This window comes from Bradyrhizobium sp. Bra64, from assembly GCF_024519875.1.
Classification (GTDB): domain Bacteria; phylum Pseudomonadota; class Alphaproteobacteria; order Rhizobiales; family Xanthobacteraceae; genus Bradyrhizobium; species Bradyrhizobium japonicum_G.
The window spans coordinates 105,238-129,818 of sequence record NZ_JALJRD010000011.1 but is presented as its reverse complement, the minus strand read 5'-3'; the positions used below and the strand labels follow the sequence as shown (position 1 = coordinate 129,818).

The window sequence follows — 24,581 nt, the reverse complement described above, 5'->3', positions numbered from 1 at the left end:
TTCGGAAAGCTCTCGCCTTAATGAGGCAGTTTTGCAGCCTGCGCCGCGATCTGGCGCGCGACCAGTAAATTGAGCCAATGCCCAATCGTCCCGGTCAGATTGATGATTTCGGTCGTCATTGTCTTAAGTCTCCATTCGTCCGCGGTCCCCTCTCTTCAATTTCGCCCTTCGAACCGTATTTGTTTCGGATCTCGGGGCTTCCGGGGGTGGCCGCGGGACGCCCAATCGGAGCGTCCGGGAACGGATATACACGTCTCGCTGACAGATTTCAATATCTGTCAGTCAATGATCCGTGATTGACAGTTAATTTTTGAGACCCGGAGCTGGTGGCCCGCTTGCCGTGCCGCGCCCCGGGTCATGCTGCGGGCTGGTGCACCTCGCCGGCCTGATCGACAAGTTCCTGTGACACGGCGGAGGGTTACGGTACGCTCACCCACCTTAGAAGCTCATCATAAGAAACGGACCCTCCCCATGCCCATCGTCAACCGCATTGCCGCCCTCTCCGACGAAATGGCCGCCTGGCGCCATGACTTCCACGAGAACCCGGAGCTGCTCTACGAGGTCCACCGCACCGCCGGCATCGTCGCCGACAAGTTGCGCGAATTCGGCTGCGACGAGGTGGTGACGGGCATCGGCCGTACCGGCGTGGTCGGCGTGATCCGCGGCCGGAAATCAGCCTCCGGCAAGACCATCGGCCTGCGCGCCGACATGGACGCGCTTCCGATCATGGAGACCTCGGGCGTGCCCTACGCCTCCAAGGTCGCCGGCAAGATGCACGCCTGCGGCCATGACGGCCACACCGCCATGCTGCTCGGCGCCGCCAAATATCTCGCCGAGACGCGCAATTTCGACGGCACTGCGATCATGATCTTCCAGCCCGCCGAGGAAGGCGGCGGCGGCGGCAAGGCCATGGTCGAGGACGGGCTGATGACGCGCTGGAACATCCAGGAAGTCTACGGCATGCACAACATGCCGGGCCTGCCCGAGGGCCATTTCGCGACCACGCCCGGCGCGATGCTCGCCTCCTCCGACAACATCCAGATCACGGTCCACGGCAAGGGCGGCCACGCCGGCGCGGGTCCGCACAAATCGGTCGACAGCGTGCTGATCGGTTCGCAGATCGTGGGCGCGCTGCAATCGATCGTCGCGCGCAACGTCGATCCGCTCAAATCGGCCGTCATCTCGATCACGCAATTTCATTCCGGCACGGCCTTCAACATCATTCCGGAGGTCGCCGAGCTCGGCGGCACCGTGCGCACGCTCGATCCCGAAGTGCGCGATCTGGTCGAGCGCCGCATCGGCGAGGTCGCCGAAAGCGTGGCGCGCGCCTATGGCGGCTCGGCGGAAACGAAATACACGCGGATGTATCCGGTGACGATGAACCATGCGCGCGAAGCCGGCCTCGCCGCCGACGTCGCCCGCGACATCGTCGGCGCCGAACGCGTCAACGACAAATTCATTCCGATGATGGGCGCCGAGGATTTCTCGTTCATGCTGGAGGCACGTCCCGGCGCGATGGTGCTGGTCGGCATGGGCGACGGCAACGAGTGCCACCACCCGGCCTACGTCTTCAACGACAACATCCTCGGCCACGGCGCGTCGTTTTGGGTGCGGCTGATCGAGACGCGGATGCCGACGGGGTAGCGCCGCATTCGCCGCTGCCGCAGCTTGCAAATTCAGTTGCAGACTTCAACCATGCTGCTGCCGCCTCCGCTCGTCAGGCCCGCGGTCCTGTTGCCCCACCCTTCCAGGCGACACCCCTGACGGACCGGACGGCAACCTGCATTGTTGCAAAAAATCTGTCCTGTCGCCTGCGGCTTCGACGGCGCGGACTCGGTTTTCTTCCGATCCTCGTCTCGCGGCTTGGAGTCCTGTCGGGTTGCGACCGGCTTCTTCTCCTGGATCTTCTCACATTCGTTGTCGTCGCCGACGCGATAACCGGCGCGGCAGGTGATCTTCATGCATTGGTCGCCGTCGGCCTTGAAGCCGAAATTGCACACCAGCGGGCAAACCCGTCCCGGTTTCGCCTTCAGCGCATCGAGGGCGTCGACGCTCGCCAGCTTCGCGTCGAACTGGGTCCCAGCATATTTGTTGAACAATGCCAGCGAGCGCTGCGCCGCTGAATTCCATTCGCCGTCAGCAGCGGCGGACAGGCAACCGACTCGGCGCAATTCGCTCTGCACGGATTTCGTCAGATCGGCTGCAGACAATGTCGATGCCGGCGCAGGCGAGAGCGCGGCCACTTTCTGGCTCTCGGCTTCGAGCATCTGTCGATCGGCAGTTAGTTTTGCGGCCGGCTCTGCCGCCGCCTTCTCCGCCTCCTGCTTGGCAGCAAGTTCGGCCTTGGCTTTCTCAGCCGCCTGCTTCTCGGCAAGCATTTTTGCGGCGGCCGCTTCGGCCGCCTTGCGCTGCCGCTCGGCCGCTTCCGTTCTCGCCTGCTCGATCTGCCTTTGCTTCTCTGCAGCGATCCGCGCCTCCTCGGCGGCCTTGGCCGCCGCAGCCGCCTTGTCCTGCTCAGCCTTCTGGGCGCGTTCGGCAACGAGCCTCGTCTTTTCCTGCTCGGCCGCCTTGGCCCTTTGCTCGGCCGCCGTGCGCGTCTCTTCGGCGGCGATCTTGTTCAATTGGCCCTTGGCCAGATTGGCATAGAACCCGTCGGGGTATTGCGCCAGGAAGGCTTCCCAGCCATCGCGCGTCGCGAGCTGGAGCGCGAGCTCGTAGTCCCTGCGAATGGCATCCTGTGGGTTGGCCTGCGGTCCGGTCGCAGCCGGTTTGACCACGACCAGGGGCACATCGTCGCCGCCCAGCGAGCCATAGACATAAGGCTCCTGCTTGTAGCCCGTGCTCTTGAGCACGTCGTCGCGCACGAAGCCGAAGGCCTTGCGCAAATCCAGTCCCGGCTTCGGCAGGTGCTCGACCAATGCGATGGCGAACGGGCTGTTTTTGGAATCGCCGTCTGACGCAGTCGAACCCGCCTTTGCAGCGAAGGCGATCATGGTGTTGGGACTGGTCGGCTCGACCTTGGCAAGCCCGCGTCCAATCGCGCGCGAGGCCAGCGTGCGCTTCATGGTCTTGGAAAACGGATTGTCGCGGCAGGCGTCCAGGATGATCAGGCGCAGCTGCTTGGCCGGCTCGACCGCGAACAGCGCGCGCTCCACCGGGATGGTCTCGTCAAGCACGTCGCCATCCGTCTCGAGCGTAGCGTCGGTCGGAATGAGATAGTTGGTGCCGTCGAGCTCGATGCCGTGACCAGCGTAATAGATCACCGCCATGTCCGCGTCGCGCGTTCTGCCGGCGAACTCACGCAACATGCGCCGCATCTCGCTGGCACTGAGATCCAGCCTGACGTCGACGGAATCAAAGCCCGCTTTCTTGAACATGCCGCCGACCAGTGTGGCATCGTTAACGGGATTGCCGAGCTTGGGCGCGCTCTTGTAGGCGGAATTGCCGATGATGAGCGCCACACGCCGGTCCGCATGCGCCGGTCCGCAGCCAAGGACAATGGCAAAAATCAACAATCCAAATATCCGAAACGGAATCACTCGCAATCCCCCGAATGCAATTCCACGAGACTATTCGGAGTTATCGCCCGATGCCAATTCTTCCCTATGTGACAAAAGTCACACAAGAGCTCTCAGGCAGCCTGTGATCCTGCGGCGAAGCACCGCCTCTCGCCGAGGTTATAAGCCAGCGTCTCGCTCCTAGGCCGCCTAGACCTGCACCACCTCGTGCCGCATCACGAACGGGTCGAGCAGCGTGTGCACCTCGCCCGCGACGACCTCGCGCTGGTCCGGCGGCAGGCCTGCAAGCGTCACCGTGGCGATCGAGCCGTGGCTGCCATGTGCGCCGACCTTCACCTTGCAATCGATGCCGCGCTCGATGATGGGCGTCAGTACCTTTGTGAACACGCGTTGCGCGGCGTCCCATCGCAGCTGCGGCTTGAACACCTTGCCGACCCCGGTCACCGGCATCGGATCGATCGGGATGACCTGCACCGGAACGGCGGCGCGCTCCGGTGTGCGCTCGCGCACCCAGGCTTCCAGCTCGCCCGGCTCGACCGTCGCGCCCGGCTTCAGCTGCACGTATCCCACCGGCAGTTCGCCAGCGTAGGCATCGGGCTGGCCGACCACCGCGGCAAAGCCGACGGCGGGATGGCGGAACATGATCTCCTCGATCGGCGCCGGATCGATGTTGTGGCCGCCGCGGATCACGAGGTCCTTGGCGCGGCCGGTGATCCAGAGATAGCCGTCGGCATCGAGCCGGCCGAGATCGCCGGAATTGACCCAGACTTCGTCGACGAAGGCCCCCTTGTTGTGCTCGTCGTTGAGATAGCCGCCGAATACGCCGGGCCCGGCCATGATAACGACGCCGATCTCGTCCGGCGCGCAGTCGCGGATCAGCCTGCCATCGGCATCGAGCTGCACGATGCGCACACGCGCATAGGGCATGGGAAGGCCGACCGAGCCAAGCCGGATCGGCCGCGACGGATAGGCCAGCGTGTGCACGCTCGAGGTCTCCGTCATGCCGTAGACCTCGACCACCGGCAGCTTCAGCCTGTCCTGGATCGCCGAACCCACGGCGACGGGAATCGCCGAGCCGCCGCCGGCGGCATATTTCAGGCTGGAGATGTCGGCATTGCCTGTTGGCACCGCGAGCGTTGCGGCAAGCACCGTCGGCACACTCGACAGCGCCTCGGGCTTGAAGCGCTCGACCAGCCCCCAGATGTTCTTGACCGAGTTGGGATTGCGCCAGCCGCTCGGAGACAGCACCACCAGCGAGCCGCCGGCCGACAGCGTCAGCAGCACCTGCGTCAGCGAGCCGCCGACGTGAAACAGCGGCATGCCGAACAGCATGTTGGCGCCCGGCCTTGACTTCAGCAGCAGGTTGAGCGCCCAGGCCTGATAGACCTGGTTGGCATGGGTGTGCCGCACCAGCTTCGGCGTGCCGGTCGTGCCGCCGGTGTGGAAATAGGCGGCGATGTCGCTGCCGGAAATCTTGCGTCCGCTGACAAGCCGGTCCGCCGGCTGCTGCTTGATCAGGTCGCTGAAGGCATAGATTCCCTTCGCCGGATCACCGCCGCCGAACACCTGCACGATCGCCTTGAGTTGTTTCAACTGCGGCCTGATCTGCTCGACTTTCTGCCAGATGTCGGTGCCGGGCATCGGCCCGAGCGCCACCAGGATCCTTGTGTTCGCGGCCTCCAAAATCTCCGCGATCTGGTGCGGCTCCAAGAGCGGATTGACGGGATTGGCGATGCCGGCGGCCTCCGCGCCGAACAGCGTCACGAAGGCATCGGGTACCAGCGGCAGCATGAAGCTGATGACGTCGCCCTTTTCGACACCGAGCGCGTGAAACATGTTGGCCGCTTGCGTGACGCGCGCGATGAAATCGCGGTACGTCACCACGACCGGCGTGTCGGCGGGATCGGCATTTTGAAGGAACTGGATCGCCGCCGCGTCGGGATCGCGCGCCGCACCCAGCCTGATCGCGTCATAGGTGCTCTCGGCCGCGACGCGCTCGGCGTAAGGGACCTGTTCGAAGGCACGAACCTCCGCGTCCGTCGCCAGATCCGGATAGTCGTCGCCAATGAAGCGATCGAGCGCGTGGATGCCCGCCATGGAATTCCGTCCTCCCTCAGATGCATTTCCCCGCCCCCTGTCTTTTGACTTTTTGGTTCGGCAAGGCCCCGACCGACGGCCGGTCGAGCGCGGACAGAATGATGCATGATTTGGCGTTCGTCCATGACCTAACGGTCACGGTGGCAGCACCCGGCCTGGAGGCCTTTGAACCTCCGCGCCCGATCCGGGGACCAAGAACTGGCATCGGACTCGCTCGGCAGCGTCCTGCCGCAAGACCTGAGGTGATCATGACCACGCCCCTGCGGGATCGCGTCTCACGGCTGATTGTCGCGCTCGCCATGACATCGGGGATCATGACGTCGATCATCGTGGTTTCGACGATCGCGCTGCCCCGCGCTGCGATCGCCGAGGACAGCCAGTTCGACAGGATGCGCGCCAAGATCGCGACTTTCGTCGCCGACAAGATGGAGAAGCTGGGCGGCTCGCGCATCGTCTACAAGGTGGACACCGACGGCTTGCGCGAGAGCGTCGTCACGGATCTGCGCGACGACGTCTACAAGGCCCTGCGCGAGGGCAAGATCGCCTTCTCCGGTCTTGCGATCCGCGACGGTGGGGTCGAGTTGAAGATCGCCGACGCCAAGGGCCGCGAGCAACTCGCGCGCAAGCTGGCGTCAGCCGCGGAGGGACTGCCGTCGCATGCGCTGAGCGTGACCGACGGCGGCAACGGACCGGTCAGGCTCGCGCCGACCGATGCCGCAGCCGCGGCGCGGCTGCACGAACTCGTCGAAGATTCCATCGCCATGATCGAGCAGCGCCTGAAGGACGCCGGCATCCAGCTCGCCAGCGTCCTGCCGGACGGGCAGGACCGAATCCGCATCTTCCTGCCTGGTATGATGGAGCCCGAGCGCGTGACCGCGGTCTTCGCCAGAAGGGTCAAGGTCAGCTTCCGTCTGATCGACCTGTCGATGCCAGCGGAGCAGGCGCAATCCGGCACGCCGCCGGCAGGCACGGAAGTCCTGTCCGGCTTCAAGGACAAGAGCCTTTATCTGGTCGCCAGGGACAGCGCGCTCGACGGCGACGACATCAGCTATGCCGCCCCGGGGTTTGCGAGCGGCACGAAGGACCCGATCGCCTCGTTCCGCTTCAACGGCCGCGGCACACGGCGCTTCGCCCACGTCACCGAAGAGAACATCGGAAGGCCCTTCGCCATCGTGCTCGACGGCAAGGTGATCTCCGCCCCCGTGATCCGCGAGCCCATCACCGGCGGTTCGGGCCAGATCTCCGGCAATTTCACCCTGGAGGAAGCCAATAGCGTCGCCATGTTGCTGCGCGCCGGTTCGCTGCCGGGACACCTCGGCCTGGTCGACCAGCAGGTCGTGCAACCCGCCGCCAAGCCCTAAAGCCGGAGATCGTCACGCCCCCGCCCCGTCGGCAGCGCCGAGGTCCATCCACGACGCCGGGACTCGCATCCGGGGCGCCGAATCGCGGCATGTTACGGCATGCAAGCAGCCAAACGGGCAATTGCCGAAATCACCGATCAGGCTAAAATTTGCCTCTTGCGGCATGACGGCCGGAGGCTTCATTCAAGCGGTCGTCATTCGATTTCGGCTATAGGTGTCGAGAAGACCGACCAGGACTGAAGGCCTTACGCGGGGATAGTACCATGCCGTCCGGCAGCGCAGACATTTCGGCGATCCTCGACCGCATTCTCGATGCGGCGACGGACAATCTCAGGATCGCGAAGATCCTGGTCCAGATGGGCCTCGATCCGAACAACGTCACCTACGACTCGATCTTCAATCGGATGCTGGAGATCTTTGTCCAGAACATCACGCTGGCCAATCTGTTCGCCGCGGTCGGCGCCGGCTTCTTCGTCGCCACCCTCTTGATGCGGACGATGGTGCCGCTGCGCGTCGCCAACATGATCGGCTGCGGGTTCTTCGCCGTTTTCGGCGCGCTCTCCGCCAACGTCTCGACGTTCCTGCTGTATCTGCTCTTGCTTCCGATCAACGCCCTGCGCCTGCGGCAGATGCTCAAGCTGGTCAAGAAGGCGCGTCATGCCGCCGAAGGCGACATGTCGATCGAATGGCTCAAGCCGTTCATGACCGAACGCAAATATCGCCGCGGGGACACACTGTTCAAACTGGGCGATCCTGCCAAAGAGATGCTCCTCACGGTCACAGGAAAATTCCTGGTCAAGGAGATCAAAGTCGAGATCGGCCCCGGAGCTCTCATGGGGGAGCTTGGTTTCCTCACGCCTGACAACCGGCGGACCGGAACGATCGAATGCATCGAAGACGGACAGGTGCTGACGATCACCTATGACCGGCTGCTCGAGATCTACTTCCAGGATCCGCAGTTCGGCTATTACTTCCTGGTGCTCACCAGCCAGCGCCTGCTGCAAAACATCGACCGCCTGCAGAAGCAGCTGGCGAGCGAGCGGGCGGCCACGACGAACCGAATCGCATGATCGCCGACGCCACTCAGCTCAGCAGCAGAGCCATGCCCGGATCGCCCTTCTCCATCGCCCGCTGGTAGGCCGGACGCGCGCCGATGCGGCCGAGATATTCGACCACGTTCGGGCAGCGCGACAGATCGTAGGGCTGGAAGTAGCGCATCGTGGTGAGCGAGAAGCCCATCATGATATCCGCGGTGGTGAAGGTGCTGCCGGCCAGATATTCGGCGTTGCGAACGCGCGCATCGACCAGATCGAAGGCGCGGTCGACGCGCCCCCTGGTCGCGACCAGCATCGGGTTGTCCTCGGCGAGCTTCAGGCGGTTCAGGATCATCAGTCGGCCCATGCCGGCCTGCAGCGTGCCGTTGGCGAAGTGAAACCAGTACAGGAACTGCGCGAAGTCAGGATCATCAGGGCCGAGCACGAGGCGCCCCTTACCGTATTTGGCCATGATGTAATCGACGATGGCGCCGGATTCGGCGAGCACAAGGTCTCCGTCGGTGATGACCGGCGCCGCCCCGATCGAGTGCAGCGCCTTGTAGTCGGACGGCGCCAGCATGGTCACGGAGTCGCGGGTATAGCGCTTCAGCTCGTAAGGAAGTTCGAGCTCTTCGCAGAGCCACACGATGCGCTCGGATTGCGACTTGCCGAGATGATGGACGGTGAGCATGAGGCCTCCTGCGACGTAACGTAGGCTCGATCAGTGGTGACGCCGCATCATATCCCGTCATTGCGATGTAGAAGCAATGTCATTCCTCTCCGTCACCCTGAAGTGGCCGCTTCTTCAGCGGTCTTCGAAGGATGACGGATCGAACTGAAACGCGAGCCGCCCTACGCCGCCTCGTCTGTCACCATCCGTGCCACGACGCGGTCGCGGCGGATGAAGTGATGCCAGAGGGCCGCGATCACGTGAACCGCGATCAAGGCGAGCAGCACATAGGCAAAGAGGATGTGGCGGTCCTCATAGGCGCCCGCCGCCGCACGGTCGGGAGAGGTGAATTGCGGTACGTGAAACAGGCCGAAGAAGTCCGAGTAGTCCGGCGCGTGCGCGCCGGAATGCGCCCAGCCGAGCAGGGTCACGACGATGACGGCGAGATAGAGCGCGCCATGGCTGATATGGGCCGCAACCTTCTGCCAGCGCGAGGTATCGGCCGGCATGGCGGGCGTCGGGTTGATGAGGCGCCAGACCAGGCGCAGCACGGTCAGCAGCAGGATCACATAGCCGATATCGGCGTGGATCGAGCGGTAAAAGAAGCGGTCGGGCCGCGCCGGGATGTGGTTCATCCACCAGCCGAAGCCGATCATGCCGATGATGGTCAGCGCCAGGATCCAGTGCATCCACCGGGAAACGCTGCCCCAGCCAGCATTGGTGTTTCTGATCATGTCGGCACTCCGGAGTTTTGCGGGCCTGTCCCTGTGCGCACCGCAATACGGCTGCTGATAACGGGAACAGGCGGCAATCGTGAAATTGAATCGCTCCAAATCGGGTCCCGCCGCAAAACCGCCCAAAAACCGAATGGTAACCATGGCTCCCTTAAGGTAGCGACGTGACCAATTCCCCGACGATCCTGGTGTTCGATTCCGGCCTTGGCGGGCTCACGGTCCTGCGTGAGGTCGTGGCCGCGCGTCCGGACGCGCACTACGTCTACGTCGCGGACGACGCCTTCTTCCCCTACGGCCACCACGGCGAGGACGAGATCATCGCCCGCGTGGTCCCCCTGATGGGGGAACTGATCGGCGCGCATGATCCTGACCTCGTCGTCATCGCCTGCAACACTGCGTCCACCCTGGTCCTATCGCATCTGCGCGCCGCTTATTCCCTGCCCTTCGTCGGCACGGTACCGGCGATCAAGCCGGCCTGCGCGCAGTCGAGGAGCCGGCGGGTATCGGTGCTCGGCACCAAGGGCACCGTGAAGCGCGAATACACCAAGGCGCTGATCCGCGATTTCGCACTGGGCTGCGAGGTGACGCTGGTCGGCTCGCCCGAGCTGGCCGCGCTGGCTGAAGCCGAGCTCAGCGGCTCTTCCGTCAGCGACGACGCCATCCTCGCCGAGATCGCCCCGTGCTTCGTCGGCGATGCCGAAGAAGCAGGCGCCCGTACCGACACCGTGGTGCTGGCCTGCACGCATTATCCGCTGCTGCTCGACCGGCTGAAAAAACTCGCGCCCTGGCCGGTCGACTGGATCGATCCGGCGCCCGCGATCGCCCGCCGCGTCTCGGATCTGCTCGGCGTGCGCATCGGCGGCATCGCGCAGTCAGGCGCCGAGATGATCTTCACATCCAACCGTGCGCATGGCCTCAGCGCCACCCTGAGGCCGTTCTTCGGCGGCCGCATACCGGCCTGACTTTTCGGAGTCACGGCGGGCTGCTAGGCTTCGCCGTCGTCATTGTCCCCGCAGGCTCTTTCATGTCAGTCCCGACCACGCCGCTCAACCGCCTCCGCCAGCTCTGGCGCGAGGGCCGTCCCGCCTTCGGCGCGATCGCGACGATCCCGAGCGTGCAGACCGTGCAGATCATGGCGCGTTCGCTCGACTGGATCATCGTCGATCTCGAGCATGGTCCGATCGGGCTGACCGAGGCGCATGCGATGATCGCGGCGACGACAGGCACACCCTGCACGCCGCTGGTGCGGATCGCGGCGAACGAGCCGTGGCTTGCGAAGGCGCCAATGGACATCGGCGCCTTCGGCATCAACTTTCCGATGATCACCAATCGCAACGAGGCCGAGAAGGCGGTGCGAAGCGTGCGCTATCCGCCGCGCGGCGATCGGCTCTGGGGTCCCTTCCACGCGCCGTTCCGCTGGGGCCAGTCGATGCCGGACTACATGGCCAGCGCCGATGACGAGATGATCTGCATGATCACCATCGAGCATGTCGACGCGGTCAACCGCATCGACGAGATCATGGCGACGCCCGGCATCGACGTTGCCGTGATCGGCCCCGGCGATCTCGCCACCTCCATCAACAAGCGCGGCCAGATGGACGATCCGGAATTGCTGGAGCTGGTCGCCCGGGCCGAGGCCGGCATCCTCAGAAGCGGCGTGCCGATCGGTGGCGTCGCCCGCACGGCGGACCAGGCCAACGCCTTGGTCGACCGCGGCTACCGTGCGATCGCCCTCGGCTTCGACTGGTCGCTGTTCCAGCGCGGCATCATGGCGGCGTTCGAGGGCATCAAGCGCTGAAGCAAGCCGATTGCCACCTTGCCGGGAACGACCGCGCTGCTAGGGTCGGCGAACCGACTGGGCCCAACCGGGTTAGTTCGTGCTAGAGCAGGCGGCGAGCAGGAGGCCTGCTCGCTGCACATATTTTAATCCGCGGGAACCGGAACAACGATGCGCGGGAAACCCAAGCACATTTCACTGCCGCGCCGCCTGATTTGCGACCTCATGCGGGCTTCGATGGACGTGCCGTTCGTGTCGCTGTCCCGATCGCTGCATATCCGCCCCCTGCTGGAGGCCCGCGCGGGCACGATGACGCCCGCCGGCTGGGCCGCGATGTTCGTCAAAGCCTTTGCCCTGGTCGCCAGGGACGAGCCGATCCTGCGCACCGTCTACGCCAAATGGCCCTGGCCGCAGCTCTACGAGCTGCCGAGGAGCGTGGCGCTGGTGGCCATCGCCCGGGTCGAGGACGGCGAGGAATGCGTGATGCCGCAGCGAATCGCGGCCCCTGAAACCATGGCGCTAGCCGCGGTCGACGCCGAGATCCGGCGCGCCAAGACGGCCCCGATCGACGACGTCCCCATGTTCCGCAAGATCATGCGGGCGACCCGCCTGCCGCTGCCGCTGCGGCGGCTGTCCTGGGCGATCGGACTGAATTTCGGCCGCCAGCGCGGCAACTGGTTCGGCAGCTTCGCGGTGAGCTCGGTGGCCGCCTACGGCGGCGGCGAGCTCCACCCCATCACGCCGGGCCCCTTCATCGTCAGTTACGGGGTGGTCGAGCCCGACCAGACCATCCATGTCGTGATCCGCTGGGATCACCGGGTCACCGACGCTGCCCCGATCGCGCGGGTCCTGACCCGGCTGGAACAGGTCCTGAACGCTGAAATTGCTGCCGAATTGCGCTCCGCCGGTCCGAAACCGATCCGGGCCGTCGGAACGTGATTCCGGGGCCATTCGCATTGACAGCGAACCCCAAACTCCCCTAAAAGCCGCCTGCTCGCGGGCCGATTTCGGCCCGCGAAGCGTTTCGCGACCCGTGGTCCTGCCCCCTATGCTTTGGGGATCGGACCTGTCGGTGCCGGGCCTCGCCCGTCACACAGGAGGGCGCGTTTCCTCAAACCATGGACCTGAAGAGGACGCGATGACTAAGCGCAGTGAAGCCAAGTACAAGCTCGACCGCCGTATGGGCCAGAACATCTGGGGCCGCCCGAAGAGCCCCGTCAACCGCCGCGAATACGGCCCCGGCCAGCACGGCCAGCGCCGCAAGGGCAAGCTCTCCGATTTCGGCGTGCAGCTGCGCGCCAAGCAGAAGCTGAAGGGCTACTACGCCAACATCTCCGAGCGCCAGTTCCACAGCATCTATGTCGAGGCCAGCCGCCTCAAGGGTGACACCGGCGAGAACCTGATCGGCCTGCTCGAGCGCCGTCTCGACGCGGTCGTGTACCGCGCCAAGTTCGTCTCGACGATCTTCGCCGCGCGCCAGTTCATCAACCACGGCCACGTCAAGGTGAACGGCCGCAAGGTCAACATCTCGAGCTACCAGGTCAAGATCGGCGACGTGGTCGAGGTCAAGGAAGCCTCCAAGCAGCTCGCCCACGTCCTCGAAGCCAGCCAGCTCCCCGAGCGTGACACCCCCGACTATCTCGAAGTCGACCACGGCAAGATGACCGCGAAATACGTGCGCATCCCCCACCTCTCCGACGTGCCGTTCCCGGTGCAGATGGAGCCGCATCTGGTCGTCGAATTCTATTCGCGCTGATAATCGGCAAGATCAATCGCTCAAAGGCCCCGGTTTCCGGGGCCTTTTTGTTTGAACCGGCCATTCCCATGTCTCGATCCACTTGTGCTATGATCGCACGTGGTGGAGCTTCATCATGACGCGTCTTCTGGAAGAGGCCTTTAGCAAGGTTTCCGCCCTGCCTGATTCAGAGCAGGACGAGTTGGCGCGGACCCTGCTTGAACTTGCCGGGGTCGATCAGCCTCCGATCAAGCTGACGGCGGCGGAAGAGGCAGACCTCGCCGAGGCCGAAGCTGAAATCGCCCGCGGCGAATTGGCCAGCGCCGACGAAGTTCGCGCGATGTGGGCCAAGCACGGGCGGTGAATGTCCGCTACACAAAGCGGGCGCTCGCCCAGATCGACGAAATCCTGACCTATCTCCAAGCGCGCTCTCCTCAGGGAGCGGGCCACGTGCGCGATCGCATTGCCGCTCTCATCGCGCTGCTCCAGGATCATCCCTATGCAGGGCGGCAGACCACTCGCGCATACGTCCGTCGCTTGCCGGTCAATCCATATCCCTATCTGATAGACTATCGTGTGGCCGAGACGGAAATCGTTATTATGCGGTTTCGTCACGCCGCCCGGCGTCCACCCAGAACTCGCTGACCGCGAGTGAGTGCCATTCCCTTAGGGAGCAAGCTGATGCTCTACACCCCTCCCCCGATCGATCCCAAGGCGCCGCCGGTGCGCATCAATCTGCTCTCGGACACGCAGACCAGGCCGACGCCGGCGATGCGCGAGGCGATGGCGCGGGCGGAGGTAGGCGACGAGCAGGTCGGCGACGATCCGACCGTGAACGCGCTGTGCGAGCGCGTTGCCGAGCTGCTGGGCAAGGAAGCCGCCGTCTACATGCCGTCAGGCACCATGTGCAACGTCACCGCGACGCTGGTGCATTGCCGCCCCGGCGACGAGATCCTCGCCCATGAGAGCGCGCACATCATCGCACGCGAAGGCGGCGCGCATGCCGCGATTGGCGGCTTCCAAGTCACGCAGCTGAAGGGACCCGACGGCCAGTTCACGCCGGAGACCTTGCGCAAGGCGCTGCATCCGCGCACCCGCTACCAGCCGCCGCAGACCGTAGTCAGCGTCGAGCAGACCGCCAATATCGGCGGTGGCACGATCTGGAAGAAGGCCGCCCTCGACGAGATCGTCGCGATCGCCAGGCAGCACGGGCTCGTGACCCACATGGACGGCGCGCGCCTGCTCAACGCCACCGTGGCGAGCGGCATCTCTCCGCGCGACATGACGGCGGGCTGGGATTCGGCGTGGATCGACTTCTCCAAAGGCCTCGGCGCGCCGATCGGCGGCGTGCTCGCAGGCTCGCGCGCCTTCATCGAAGCGGTCTGGCAGTGGAAGCAGCGTCTCGGCGGCTCGATGCGGCAGGCCGGCATCTGCGCCGCCGCCTGCATCTACGCGCTCGATCATCACGTCGAGCGGCTCGCCGACGACCACGCCAATGCGCGCGCGCTCGCCCGCGGACTGTCGCAGATCGCAGGCATCGAGGTGCAGGAGCCGGAGACCAACCTCGTGTTCTTCAAGCCTGATGGCGCCGGCGTGCCCGGCGACAAGATGGTCGCCGCGCTGCGCCAGCGCGGCGTGACGCTCGCAATGATGGACGGCCGCATCCGCGCCTGCACCCATCTCGACGTCAATGCGAGCCAGATCGAGGAGACGATCGGATACGTGCGCGAGATCGTGCGCGGGGCGTAAGTCCGCAGCCCGATATCACCGCCCCATCGCCTGATAGATCAGCGTCTTCAGCGCCAGTTGAATCCGGCCGCGCTGAGACGGGGTCTGCACCATGAAGATTCCGAGCAGATCGTCCTCGGGATCGATGAAGAAGAACGTGCCGCCGACGCCGTCCCAGCGATATTCACCAAGGGGCCAGTCCGTTCCCGGCGGCACCGAGGTGCGCACGGCGAAGCCGAGACCGAACCCGGAAGACCCGCCCGGATAATAGTTCTGGTCGCGCGCGACCTTCGTCTCCGGTCCGATATGATCCGACGCCATCAGCGCAATGGTCTCGGGCTCGAGATAGCGCCGGCCTTCGTAGGTCCCGCCATTGAGCAGCATCTGCGCGAAGCGGGCGTAGTCGCCGACCGTACCGACCATGCCGGCGCCGCCCGACTCCCATTTCGCGGGCCGCCTGATATCGCGAACCTGCGTTGTCGCATTGATGTGACGATCGTCCGGCATCGGCTCGGCAATGCGCGGAAATTTTGCCGGATCGGCGATGTAGAACGCCGTCTCGGTCATGCCGAGCGGATCGAGCACCCGCTCCCTCCCGAACTGGAGCAACGTCTTTCCAGAGACCACCTCGACGACGCGGCCGAGCACGTCGGTGGAAAAGCCGTAGTCCCACACCGTGCCCGGCTGTTCGGCGAGCGGCAGCGTGATGAGCTTCGCGATGAAGTCGGCGTTGGAAAGATCGCTGTTGAAAAGGTTGGCCGCAGCATAGAGCTCGCGCACCGGTCCACCGCCGGAGAAGCCGTAAGGCAGCCCCGAGGTGTGGCGCAGCAGGTCCTTGATCGTGACCGGACGATCGAGCGGCTCCAGCGCCAGCGCCACCTTGCCGCCCTCGGCCTTCTTCTCGACGCCGACCTTCATGCCGGCAAAGGCCGGAATGTATTTCGAGACGGGATCGTCGAGCGCGAGCTTGCCCTCCTCGACCAGCATCATCGCCATCACGGAGGTGATCGGCTTCGACATCGAATAGAGGCGGAAGATCGTGTCCGCACTCATCGAGATCTCGGTCGCGACGTCGCGGACGCCGAAATTCTCGTAATAGACCGGCTTGCCGTGCTGCTGGAGCAGCAGGATGGCGCCGGGGATCTTACCGGTGGCGACCTCGTTGCGGATGTAGTCGGAAACCTTCGCCAGCCCCTCGGGCGAGAGAGTGTGGACCCTGCCTCCCTCGGAACCCGCCTTCGCACCGAAGCCACCGACCAGAACGACGAGCGCCGCGATCAGCGCGCGGCGCCCGAACATGTCACTTCTCCATGGCTTCATAGACCAACTGCTTCAGTGTCCGCTGCACCCGCTGCCGCTCGGACGGGGTCTGCTCCAGCAGCACGAAGAACATGTCCTGCTTGGGGTCGATCACGAAATAGCAGCCGGAGGCGCCGTCCCACTTCAACTCGCCGAGATCGCCGGGCGGCGGCGGCTTGGCGTTGCCGGGGTCGGTACGGACCGCAAGGCCGAGGCCGAAGCCGAAGCCGTCGCCGGGGAAGTAGAAATAGTCGCGATCGACGCCGGAGCCGGGGCCGATCTGATCGGTCGCCATCAGCTTGAACGACTCGGGCTTGAGGATGGTCTTGCCATCGAGGCTACCGCCATTGAGCAGCATCTGTGTAAAGCGCGCGTAGTCCGCCATGGTCGTGACCATGCCGCCGCTGGCGAACTGGATCTTCTTGACGACGGTCGGATCGTTGATCCGGCCGACGCGGAAATCGGCGTCGTTCGGCACCGGCTGCGCCAGGAGCTTCTGCTTCTCGGGGTCGGTGACGAAGAATCCGGTGTCGACCATGCCGAGCGGATCGAGCAGCTTCTCCCGCTCGATCTCGATGAGCGGCTTGCCCGCCGCGATCTCCATGACACGCGCGAGGATGTCGGTGGAATGGCCGTATTGCCAGAGCGCGCCCGGCTGGTTGTGCAGCGGCAGCTTGGCGATGCGCTCTGCGAACTCGGCGAGGTCGAAATCGCCGGCATAGATGTTGGCGTCGCGATAGGCCTTGCGGACCAGGCTGTCGCCGTAGAAACCATAGGTGACGCCGGAGGTATGGCGCATCAGATCGAGCACCGTCATTGGCCGCACGGGCGGCACCAGCTCGAGCGACTTGGTGCCGTCGTCGGCCTTCTTCTCGACGCCGACCTTCACATTGGCGAAGGACGGGATGTATTTCGAGACCGGATCGTCGAGCTTGATCTTGCCGTCCTCGATCAGCTGCACCGCGACAACGGACGTGATCGCCTTGCTCATCGAGAACAGGCGGAAAATCGTCTTGTCGGTGATCGGCGCCTTGCTGACCACGTCCTGCACGCCGAAGGCTTCGTGATAGACCGGCTTGCCGTGCTGCTTGATCAACACGGTCGCGCCGGCGATCTTGCCGGTGGCAACCTCGTTCTTGAAGAACTCGCTGACCTTGGCGAGCTTGTCCTGATTGAAATGCGCGCCGGCGGGAATCTCGTAAGTCCCCTCAGCGCACGCGAACGACGTCGCGCCAACCGATAGAAGCGCGCTGCAAACCAGCGCACGCAGTCCAAAACGCAAAATCATATCCCCTCCCCGGAACATGGCCGGGCGGAGTGTACTGACCGTAGCATCAGGCACAAGGGCTGCCGTACCGCGCCAAAACGTCCGTGTGGAAAGCGGCGCTCGTCTCCGAAAAGCAACAAAATATGACGTGGCCGACCAGCGGCGCAGCCGGCAGGGCTTGAATGGTCGCATGAACTGCGATCTCCGCGGCCTGGTCGGCCGGAAAGCGATACACCCCGGTCGAGATCGCGGAGAACGCCAGCGAGTTCAGCTGATTGATTTGGCAGAGCTCGAGCGCGCGACGGTAACAGGAGCGCAGCGCCTCGGCCTCACCGCGGCCACCGCCGTGCCAGACGGGGCCGACCGCGTGGATCACATGGCGCGCGGGCAGAAGGTAGCCCTTCGTGATCTTGGCATCACCGGTCGGGCATCCTCCGAGCGTCTGGCACTCGGCAAGAAGCTCGGGACCGGCAGCGTCGTGGATCGCCCCATCGACGCCACCCCCTCCAAGGAGAGACGAATTTGCGGCGTTGACGATGGCGTCAACGCTCAGCATGGTGATGTCAGCAACGATGACCTCGAGCTCCGCGCCGCCGATCCGGCGCGTCAGCTGGGTCACGTATCAGGCCGCGACCGCGACGCCCTTCTCGGAGAAGAGCTGCTGCAGCTCGCCGGCCTGGAACATCTCGCGGACGATGTCGCAGCCGCCGACGAACTCGCCCTTCACATAGAGCTGCGGGATGGTCGGCCAGTTGGAATAATCCTTGATGCCGTTGCGCAGTTCTGCGGATTCGAGAACGTTGAGGCCCTTATAGCCAACGCCGATATGGTCGAGGATCTGGACGACCTGGCCGGAGAAACCGCACTGCGGAAATTGCGGCGTGCCCTTCATGAACAGTACCACGTCGTTCGACTTCACTTCGTTGGCGATGAATTCCTCGATGCTCATATCCATGTCCTTCTGGGGCCGAGCCCACTCCAATTGCTTCGGGCCGGCTCAGCCGATCTAACCCGATACCTGCCTATATATGTAGCCCAAACCGTTGTGCATCCAAAGTAAAATGGCAGCGAACAGCCGCCGGGCGGCGGTCCGGGGGAGCTCCCTCCCCATTGCATGATGACACGAATATCATCGCCGGGGAGGACTTTCATACCGTAACGGAGCCCCTATCTAGGACGAACCCAGGTTTTGGAACCGGGCAACGCCAACAACGTTCTCTTGTCCTGTCTGGAGAAAAACGTGACGAAACAAGCCTCCGCTTCGGCCCCTGCCCCGCTTTCGTCACCGTCGGCCGATCTGGGCGGCCTCGCCCAGGGGCTGGAAGACGCGTTTCTCACCGTCCGCAACGAGACCGAGCGCCGGGCCGCGCCGCTGTCAGCGGAGGACCAGCAGATCCAGTCGATGCCGGACGCGAGCCCCACGAAATGGCACCGGGCTCATACCACCTGGTTCTGGGAGCAGTTTTTGCTCGGCGAGCACTCCCCGGGCTACCGGCCATTCCATCCCGACTTCGCCTTCCTGTTCAATTCCTATTACGTCAGCGCAGGCCCGCGCCACGCGAGAGGCCATCGCGGCGACATCACCCGGCCGAGCGCGAGCGAGGTCGGCGCGTATCGCCGATATGTCGATGCGGCGGTCGTAAAGTTCTTCCGCGAGACCCGCGAGGACGAGCTTCGCGCCGTCGCGCCGCTGGTAGAGGTCGGGCTCAACCACGAGCAGCAGCATCAGGAATTGATGTTCACCGACATCCTGCATGCCTTCGCGCAGAACCCGGTCTATCCGACCTACGATCCGGACTGGCGCTTCCCTGCCTCGACACGAACGGCTGAGGATTGGCTGATGCTGAACGAGGGCATCCACACCGTCGGCCATGTCGACGACAGCTTCCATTTCGACAACGAGAAGCCCGCGCATCGCGCCCTCGTCGTCCCCGTCAAGGTCGCGCGCAATCTCGTCACCAATGGTGAATGGCTCGCCTTCATGCGCGATGGCGGGTACCGGACCGCGACGCTCTGGCTGATGGACGGCTTTGCGGAGGTCAGCAAGGAAGACTGGCAGGCCCCGGGCCATTGGCGCGAGATCGACGGCCAATGGCATGTGATGACGCTGGCCGGCCTCAAGCCGGTCGATCCGGACGCACCAGTCTGCCACGTCAGCTATTACGAGGCCGACGCCTTCGCGCGCTGGGCCGGAAAACATCTGCCGACCGAAACGGAATGGGAGGTCGCGGCCCGCGCCGGCCAGCTCAACGACGCCTTCGGCATCGTCTGGCAGTGGACGCGATCTTCGTACTCACCCTATCCCGGCTATCGCGCGATCGAAGGCGCGCTCGGCGAGTACAACGGCAAGTTCATGGTCAACCAGCTGGTGCTGCGCGGCTCCTCGCTTGCAACCCCGGAGGGGCACAGCCGTATCACCTATCGCAACTTCTTCTATCCGCACCACCGCTGGCAATTCACGGGATTGCGGCTCGCCGACTACGAATAGAAGTCTTATCCGACGACAAATGCGCGCCGGACAGCGCGTTCAGGAGAGTATCATGAATGTGCACGCCAGCGCTTTGGCCGAAGCCCATCTTCCCGACGAGCAGACCACCGCTTTTGCCCGCGAGGCCATCGTGGACCTTTCGCAGCAGCCGAAAAAGCTGTCGCCGAAATATTTCTATGATGCGGCCGGATCGGAATTGTTCGAGGCGATCACGCGCCTGCCGGAATATTATCCGACGCGCACCGAGCTTGCGATCCTGAAGGAGCGCGGCAGCGAGATCGCGAAGATCATTCCGGAGCATGCGGCACTGGTCGAGTTCGGCGCCGGCGCGACCACGAAGGTGCGCCTGCTGCTCAACCACTGCAAGTTCGCGGCCTATGTCCCCGTCGATATCTCCGGCGACTTCCTGAAGGCGCAGGCGAACGGCCTGAAGCGGGATTTCCCTTCGCTCGGCATCTACCCGGTCGCCGCGGACTTCACCACGCCGTTCGAGCTGCCCAAGGCGGTCGCGTCGATGCCCAAGGTCGGCTTTTTCCCGGGCTCGACCATCGGTAATTTCGAGCCGCACGAAGCGCAGGCCTTCCTGAAAAGCGCGCGCGCCATCCTGGGCCGGGGCGCGCAGATGATCATCGGCGCCGACCTGGAGAAAGAGGAGCGCGTGCTCCACGATGCCTATAACGATGCCGCCGGCGTCACCGCGCGCTTCAACCTCAATGTGCTGGTGCGCATCAACCGCGAGCTCGGCGGCAATTTCGACCTCTCCGCCTTCACCCATCGCGCGATCTACAACCGTGAGCGGCACCGCATCGAGATGCACCTGATCAGCAAGAAGAGCCAGACCGTGCGTCTGCTCGGCACCAGCTTCTCGTTCCGCCCCGGCGAGAGCATCCACACCGAGAACAGCTATAAATACAGCATCGAGCGTTTTGCGACCCTGGCGCAAGGCGCAGGCTGGCGGGTGCGCGAGAGCTGGACGGATGAGGCGAGGATGTTTTCGGTGCATGCGCTGGAGGTTGCGGAGTAAACGCGCCACCGCATCTGAGAGCGCTTTGCCTGCGGCGCATCCTTCGAGACGCCCGCTTTAGGCGGGCTCCTCAGGATGAGGAAGGAGTGCGCGGCAGCAAGTTCAACGGGCAGCGACGCGGATTAGCCTCATCCTGAGAGCCTGACCGAAAAAGGAGACCGCGCAGCGGTCGCCTCGAAGGACGAGGCGTGCAATCAGGCCGCTCCCGCGGCTCAATGCTCCTCGGCCTCTTTCGGCGTCGCCCCCAGCGACACCGACTCCCACACCGCGACCAAGATCATGATCAGGCTCGTCGCGACCGACAGCCAGAGCGGCGAGAGGTCGGCGGCGAACCACCACAGCGCCAGCAGCAGGATGATGCCGATGCCGTGCGAGAGCTGGAGGAAGCCGCGGATCGCGTGCTTGAACAAAATGGTGCCGACCAGGAACACCAAGGGACCACCGATCGTGCTCACGATGGTCCTGAGATCGGAATGGCCGGTTGGATGCTTCAGCACCAGCTCGTCCGACACCGCGGTCAGGATGATGCCGGCGATGATCGGCATGTGCAGATAGGTGTAGGCAAGCCGGGCCAGCCGGCCGGATTCGGCGGACTTCGAGATACGCTCGGAGCCCGCCTCGGCGCCCTTGTGGAAATAGACCCACCACATCGCGATGCTGCCGACCAGCGCCGAGACGAAGGCCAGGATGTTGTCCGCGGTCCACTCCAGCTCGGCGAAAGTGGCGCCGTTGACGACGACGGCCTCGCCGAGCGCGATGATGACGAAGAGAGAGCAGCGTTCGGCCATGTGGCCGCCTTCGACGGCCCAGGCCTCGACCGACGAGAAGCCCAGCCTGGGGACCCAGAAGCGGACCGCCGGCGAGACATATTCCCAGGTGACCGCCGCGATCCAGAGCCACAGCCGAGTCTCCCCCTCGGACAAGCCGCCCGCGATCCACAATACCGCGGAGATCGAGAGCCAGGTCAGGATGCGAATGGCATTGTGACGCACCGGAATCCGGTGGGACGGGGTTGCGAACAGCCAGAAGGCGGTGCGTCCGACCTGCATGGTCGCGTAGGACATCGCAAACCACAGGCCCCGGCCCTCGAAGGCGGTCGGGATCGTCGTCGACAGCACGAGGCCGCCCAGCATCATCAGGAAAAGCAGGATCCGGACCGGCGTCAGGTCGGGATTGAGCCAGTTGGTGACCCAGGCGGTGTACACCCACACCCACCACACCGCGAGAAACAGCACCGTGACGTGCACCGCACCGAGCGGCGTGAAGTGGTGCAGCAGCGTGTGCGAGACCTGCGTGATTGCGAAGACGAAGACGAGATCGAAGAACAGCTCGGCATTGGTGACGCGGCTGTGCTGGTTCGGCGCGATGACGCGAAACATGGCGCCGCGAGGATTGTCCGCAGCCATCGTCAGCCCCCCGTCACGCGATCAGTGAGGTGTCCGCCGGATCAGGTGCCCGGTACACCTGTCTGCAGCGCCAGCGCATGCAGCACGCCGCCCATCTGGCCGCGCAGGGACTGATAGACGATCTGGTGTTGCTGGACGCGGGATTTGCCGCGGAAGGATTCCGAGATCACGGTCGCGGCATAGTGGTCGCCGTCGCCGGCGAGGTCACGGATGGTCACCTCGGCATCGGGGATCGCCGCCTTGATCATCGCCTCGATATCGTGGGCGTCCATGGGCATTCGGGTCGTGCTCCTTGTCTCGGCTGCAGACCAGCCTCGTCGTCGAATCGCGGCCGGGGTCCGGATCTGCAAAGCCAAACTTGCCGGCAGGGCCAAACTTAGCGTGAACGGTCTTCTACGTCACGCTTTCCGGCACTATATCCCTGATCCGATCAGGATAAAGGCACGACAAAGTGCCGCGCGCGGCAGATTGATCGAAAAGGCGTGAATCATGAAGCTTCCAGGACCCGACCACCCCATCACCATCACCCCGAATCCCCGGCGCGTCCGCGTCACGGCGGGTGATGTCGTGATTGCCGAGAGCGCCAAGGCGCTGACGCTGAAGGAGGCCAGATACCCGGCGGTGCAATATCTGCCGCGCGAGGACGCCAACATGGCGCTGCTGGAGCGCACCGGCCGCGTCACCCACTGCCCCTACAAGGGGGACGCGAGCTATTACAGCGTCAAGGCCGACGGCAAGACGCTCGACAATGCGATCTGGACCTACGAGACGCCGTTCCCCGCGATGACCGAGATTTCCGGCCACCTCGCCTTCTATCCGGACAAGGTGAAGATCGAGGAAGTGGGGTAAGTCGCTGAGAGTTCGTCATGCCCGGCATGGCCGCCGCTACGCCCTGAATATCGTGAGCCCGAGTATCAGCAGCACCAGGAAGATCACGACGAAGACGTAGAACAGGAAGCGGGCGATGTCGGCGGAGGCGGCCGAGACGCCGGTGAAGCCGAGCACGCCGGCCACGATCGAGATCAGCAGGAAGATCAGCGCCCATTTCAGGATCGTCATTGCCAGCTCCAAATTGGTACGCTTTTCGCGGTCCTCAAGCCCTTTTGGCGAACGCTAACTTCCCTGCGGGGAACTGGTTCCTAGCGGTTGCCGGCCCCGCGGGACGTCCCAAACGACACTTGCTGAATCCAGTTCCTGGCGGCACAGTCCGGCCGGGATGGAAGCGCAAGCCGGGGCAACCATGATCACGATGTCACATTCCGCGACGATCGGCGCAGAGGCGCACGCCGCGCCGAAGACCAGGGCGCGCAACGTCTCGCTCGACCGCGCCCGCACCTTCCTCACGCTGGTCGTGCTGCTGCATCACGCCGTCATTCCCTATACTTATTTCGGCCACACCGATCCGGCGTCCTGGATCGGCTTCGACATCGTCGTGCTCGCCACCGACAGCTTCTTCATGGCGATGTTCTTCTTCCTGTCGGGCCTGTTCACCTGGCCCGGCATCGCGCGCAAGGAGCCATCGGTCTTCCTGCGCGACCGCCTGTTGCGGCTCGGACTGCCGTTCGCGATCGCCGCCCTCACCGTCATCCCGCTCGCCTATTACGCGATCGCACTGCGGCAGGACCCCGAACTGAGCTTCGCGGCGTTCTGGTGGAAGACGATCAGCGTTGGCCCGTGGCCCAGCGGCCCGATCTGGTTCGTGTGGGTGCTGCTGGCGTTCGACCTCACCGCGAGCCTGCTCTACCGGGTCTCGGCGCATCTGGTCGATCCGGTCAACCGAATCTCGCTGCGCGGATTTGACCAGCCGGCCGTGTTCTGGCTGCTGCTCGCCGTCGTGAGCGTCATCGTCTACGTGCCGGCACTGCTCTATCTCGGCGCCAACAGATGGTTCGAGTTCGGGCCGTTCTCGGTGCAGGAGAGCCGCATCCTGCTCTACTTCGCCTATTTCTTCATCGGCGTCAGCGTCGGTGCGGCGAACTTCGATCGCGGCATCCTCAGCGCCGACGGCCAGTTGCCGAAACAGCGTTGGCTGTGGGCGATCGTGACGCTGATCCCGTACTGCCTGATGTGGGGCATGATCTACGTCAAGCGCGAAATCCTGGGGAATCCGGACCCGCAACCGCACTGGTACCAGGCGATCTACGGCACGTTCTTCGTGCTTTTCTCGGCTTCGATCCTGCTCGCGATCCTCGCCTTCTTCCTGCACGAGAAGTCGCCGGGGCCGAACCTGCTCGACCGCATGCAGGCGGATGCCTATGGCATGTTCCTGGTGCACTACCCGATCGCGCTGTGGATCCAGTACGCGCTGTTCGACTATGGATTACAGGCGATCGTGAAGGCCGCGATCGGCTTCGTGCTCACGGTGGTCCTGAGCTGGGGCCTGACCGCGGCGTTGCGGAAGATTCCGGGGGCGTCACACGTGTTGTGAGGCGCACGCTCTCTC

General features: G+C 64.3%; 25 protein-coding genes. 14 read left to right on the top strand and 11 right to left on the bottom strand.

Annotation, left to right across the window (positions count from 1 at the left end):
- Positions 1-471 precede the first annotated feature (471 nt).
- Positions 472-1,644 (top strand): M20 aminoacylase family protein, encoded by a 1,173-nt coding sequence (locus NR187_RS26735; RefSeq protein WP_211385220.1) that lies wholly within the window; start codon positions 472-474, stop codon positions 1,642-1,644.
- 32 nt (positions 1,645-1,676) lie between these two features.
- Here the strand turns inward: NR187_RS26735 and NR187_RS26730 are convergent, their stop codons facing one another.
- Both NR187_RS26730 and NR187_RS26725 read right to left on the bottom strand, forming a co-directional pair.
- Positions 1,677-3,539, bottom strand: coding sequence for a caspase family protein (locus tag NR187_RS26730; protein ID WP_256808227.1), 1,863 nt, complete (start codon positions 3,537-3,539; stop codon positions 1,677-1,679).
- 168 nt (positions 3,540-3,707) lie between these two features.
- Positions 3,708-5,615, bottom strand: coding sequence for an acyl-CoA synthetase (locus tag NR187_RS26725; RefSeq protein ID WP_256808226.1), 1,908 nt, complete (start codon positions 5,613-5,615; stop codon positions 3,708-3,710).
- A 248-nt stretch (positions 5,616-5,863) separates the two neighbouring features.
- Here NR187_RS26725 and NR187_RS26720 point away from each other — a divergent pair, with 248 nt between their 5' ends.
- Both NR187_RS26720 and NR187_RS26715 read left to right on the top strand, forming a co-directional pair.
- A complete protein-coding gene (locus NR187_RS26720; protein WP_256808223.1) occupies positions 5,864-6,976 on the top strand; it encodes a preprotein translocase subunit SecD in 1,113 nt (370 codons plus the stop codon).
- Positions 6,977-7,239: 263 nt separating this feature from the next.
- Positions 7,240-8,046 (top strand): Crp/Fnr family transcriptional regulator, encoded by an 807-nt coding sequence (locus NR187_RS26715; RefSeq protein WP_211385223.1) that lies wholly within the window; start codon positions 7,240-7,242, stop codon positions 8,044-8,046.
- 13 nt (positions 8,047-8,059) lie between these two features.
- On the opposite strand, the gene NR187_RS26710 is transcribed toward NR187_RS26715, so the two are convergent.
- Together NR187_RS26710 and NR187_RS26705 are read right to left on the bottom strand one after the other, a co-directional pair.
- A complete protein-coding gene (locus NR187_RS26710) occupies positions 8,060-8,701 on the bottom strand; it encodes a glutathione S-transferase family protein (protein WP_211385224.1) in 642 nt (213 codons plus the stop codon).
- A gap of 161 nt (positions 8,702-8,862) precedes the next feature.
- Positions 8,863-9,414, bottom strand: coding sequence for a cytochrome b (locus tag NR187_RS26705; RefSeq protein ID WP_211385225.1), 552 nt, complete (start codon positions 9,412-9,414; stop codon positions 8,863-8,865).
- A 164-nt stretch (positions 9,415-9,578) separates the two neighbouring features.
- On the opposite strand from NR187_RS26705, the gene murI reads away from it, so the two are divergent.
- The 7 genes from murI (at position 9,579) to NR187_RS26670 (ending at position 14,675) form a co-directional block, all read left to right on the top strand.
- On the top strand, positions 9,579-10,376 hold the full coding sequence (gene murI, locus NR187_RS26700; RefSeq protein ID WP_211385226.1) for a glutamate racemase: 798 nt from the start codon (positions 9,579-9,581) through the stop codon (positions 10,374-10,376).
- A 62-nt stretch (positions 10,377-10,438) separates the two neighbouring features.
- Positions 10,439-11,212, top strand: a complete 774-nt coding sequence (locus tag NR187_RS26695; RefSeq protein ID WP_211385227.1) for an HpcH/HpaI aldolase/citrate lyase family protein — start codon at positions 10,439-10,441, stop codon at positions 11,210-11,212.
- A 150-nt stretch (positions 11,213-11,362) separates the two neighbouring features.
- A complete protein-coding gene (locus NR187_RS26690; protein ID WP_211385228.1) occupies positions 11,363-12,130 on the top strand; it encodes an acyltransferase in 768 nt (255 codons plus the stop codon).
- Between the two features lie 199 nt (positions 12,131-12,329).
- Positions 12,330-12,947, top strand: coding sequence for a 30S ribosomal protein S4 (gene rpsD, locus NR187_RS26685; protein WP_129268552.1), 618 nt, complete (start codon positions 12,330-12,332; stop codon positions 12,945-12,947).
- A gap of 115 nt (positions 12,948-13,062) precedes the next feature.
- Positions 13,063-13,290 carry a hypothetical protein gene (locus tag NR187_RS26680; protein WP_211385229.1) on the top strand — a complete coding sequence of 76 codons (228 nt, stop codon included), beginning with the start codon at positions 13,063-13,065 and terminating at the stop codon, positions 13,288-13,290.
- Entirely contained in the window at positions 13,269-13,571 is a 303-nt protein-coding gene (locus NR187_RS26675) for a type II toxin-antitoxin system RelE/ParE family toxin (protein ID WP_211385230.1), read from the top strand. Before NR187_RS26680 ends, NR187_RS26675 begins: the two co-directional genes overlap by 22 nt.
- 36 nt (positions 13,572-13,607) lie before the next feature.
- The gene (locus NR187_RS26670) at positions 13,608-14,675 is read left to right on the top strand and encodes a low specificity L-threonine aldolase (RefSeq protein ID WP_211385231.1); all 1,068 of its coding nucleotides are present in this window, start codon (positions 13,608-13,610) and stop codon (positions 14,673-14,675) included.
- 15 nt (positions 14,676-14,690) lie between these two features.
- On the opposite strand, the gene NR187_RS26665 is transcribed toward NR187_RS26670, so the two are convergent.
- From NR187_RS26665 to grxD, 4 genes are read right to left on the bottom strand one after another with little or no spacing between them, the layout of a single operon-like run.
- The gene (locus tag NR187_RS26665; protein WP_256808219.1) at positions 14,691-15,953 is read right to left on the bottom strand and encodes a serine hydrolase; all 1,263 of its coding nucleotides are present in this window, start codon (positions 15,951-15,953) and stop codon (positions 14,691-14,693) included.
- Between the two features lies 1 nt (position 15,954).
- The gene (locus NR187_RS26660) at positions 15,955-17,241 is read right to left on the bottom strand and encodes a serine hydrolase (RefSeq protein ID WP_211385233.1); all 1,287 of its coding nucleotides are present in this window, start codon (positions 17,239-17,241) and stop codon (positions 15,955-15,957) included.
- 46 nt (positions 17,242-17,287) lie between these two features.
- Positions 17,288-17,839, bottom strand: coding sequence for an O-acetyl-ADP-ribose deacetylase (locus tag NR187_RS26655; RefSeq protein WP_211385234.1), 552 nt, complete (start codon positions 17,837-17,839; stop codon positions 17,288-17,290).
- A gap of 3 nt (positions 17,840-17,842) precedes the next feature.
- Positions 17,843-18,169 carry a Grx4 family monothiol glutaredoxin gene (gene grxD / locus NR187_RS26650; RefSeq protein ID WP_007602294.1) on the bottom strand — a complete coding sequence of 109 codons (327 nt, stop codon included), beginning with the start codon at positions 18,167-18,169 and terminating at the stop codon, positions 17,843-17,845.
- Between the two features lie 240 nt (positions 18,170-18,409).
- On the opposite strand from grxD, the gene egtB reads away from it, so the two are divergent.
- Both egtB and egtD read left to right on the top strand, forming a co-directional pair.
- Positions 18,410-19,708 carry an ergothioneine biosynthesis protein EgtB gene (gene egtB, locus NR187_RS26645; protein WP_256808216.1) on the top strand — a complete coding sequence of 433 codons (1,299 nt, stop codon included), beginning with the start codon at positions 18,410-18,412 and terminating at the stop codon, positions 19,706-19,708.
- Between the two features lie 52 nt (positions 19,709-19,760).
- Positions 19,761-20,732, top strand: coding sequence for an L-histidine N(alpha)-methyltransferase (egtD, locus tag NR187_RS26640; RefSeq protein WP_211385236.1), 972 nt, complete (start codon positions 19,761-19,763; stop codon positions 20,730-20,732).
- Between the two features lie 212 nt (positions 20,733-20,944).
- Here the strand turns inward: egtD and NR187_RS26635 are convergent, their stop codons facing one another.
- On the bottom strand, positions 20,945-22,138 hold the full coding sequence (locus NR187_RS26635; RefSeq protein WP_256808214.1) for a low temperature requirement protein A: 1,194 nt from the start codon (positions 22,136-22,138) through the stop codon (positions 20,945-20,947).
- Between the two features lie 41 nt (positions 22,139-22,179).
- Positions 22,180-22,416, bottom strand: a complete 237-nt coding sequence (locus NR187_RS26630) for a BolA family protein (protein ID WP_011088461.1) — start codon at positions 22,414-22,416, stop codon at positions 22,180-22,182.
- 211 nt (positions 22,417-22,627) lie between these two features.
- On the opposite strand from NR187_RS26630, the gene NR187_RS26625 reads away from it, so the two are divergent.
- Positions 22,628-22,987 carry a DUF427 domain-containing protein gene (locus tag NR187_RS26625; protein WP_211385238.1) on the top strand — a complete coding sequence of 120 codons (360 nt, stop codon included), beginning with the start codon at positions 22,628-22,630 and terminating at the stop codon, positions 22,985-22,987.
- Positions 22,988-23,023: 36 nt separating this feature from the next.
- Here the strand turns inward: NR187_RS26625 and NR187_RS26620 are convergent, their stop codons facing one another.
- Positions 23,024-23,197, bottom strand: coding sequence for a DUF1328 domain-containing protein (locus tag NR187_RS26620; RefSeq protein ID WP_008564193.1), 174 nt, complete (start codon positions 23,195-23,197; stop codon positions 23,024-23,026).
- 181 nt (positions 23,198-23,378) lie between these two features.
- On the opposite strand from NR187_RS26620, the gene NR187_RS26615 reads away from it, so the two are divergent.
- A complete protein-coding gene (locus NR187_RS26615) occupies positions 23,379-24,566 on the top strand; it encodes an acyltransferase (protein ID WP_256808205.1) in 1,188 nt (395 codons plus the stop codon).
- Positions 24,567-24,581: the final 15 nt, after the last annotated feature.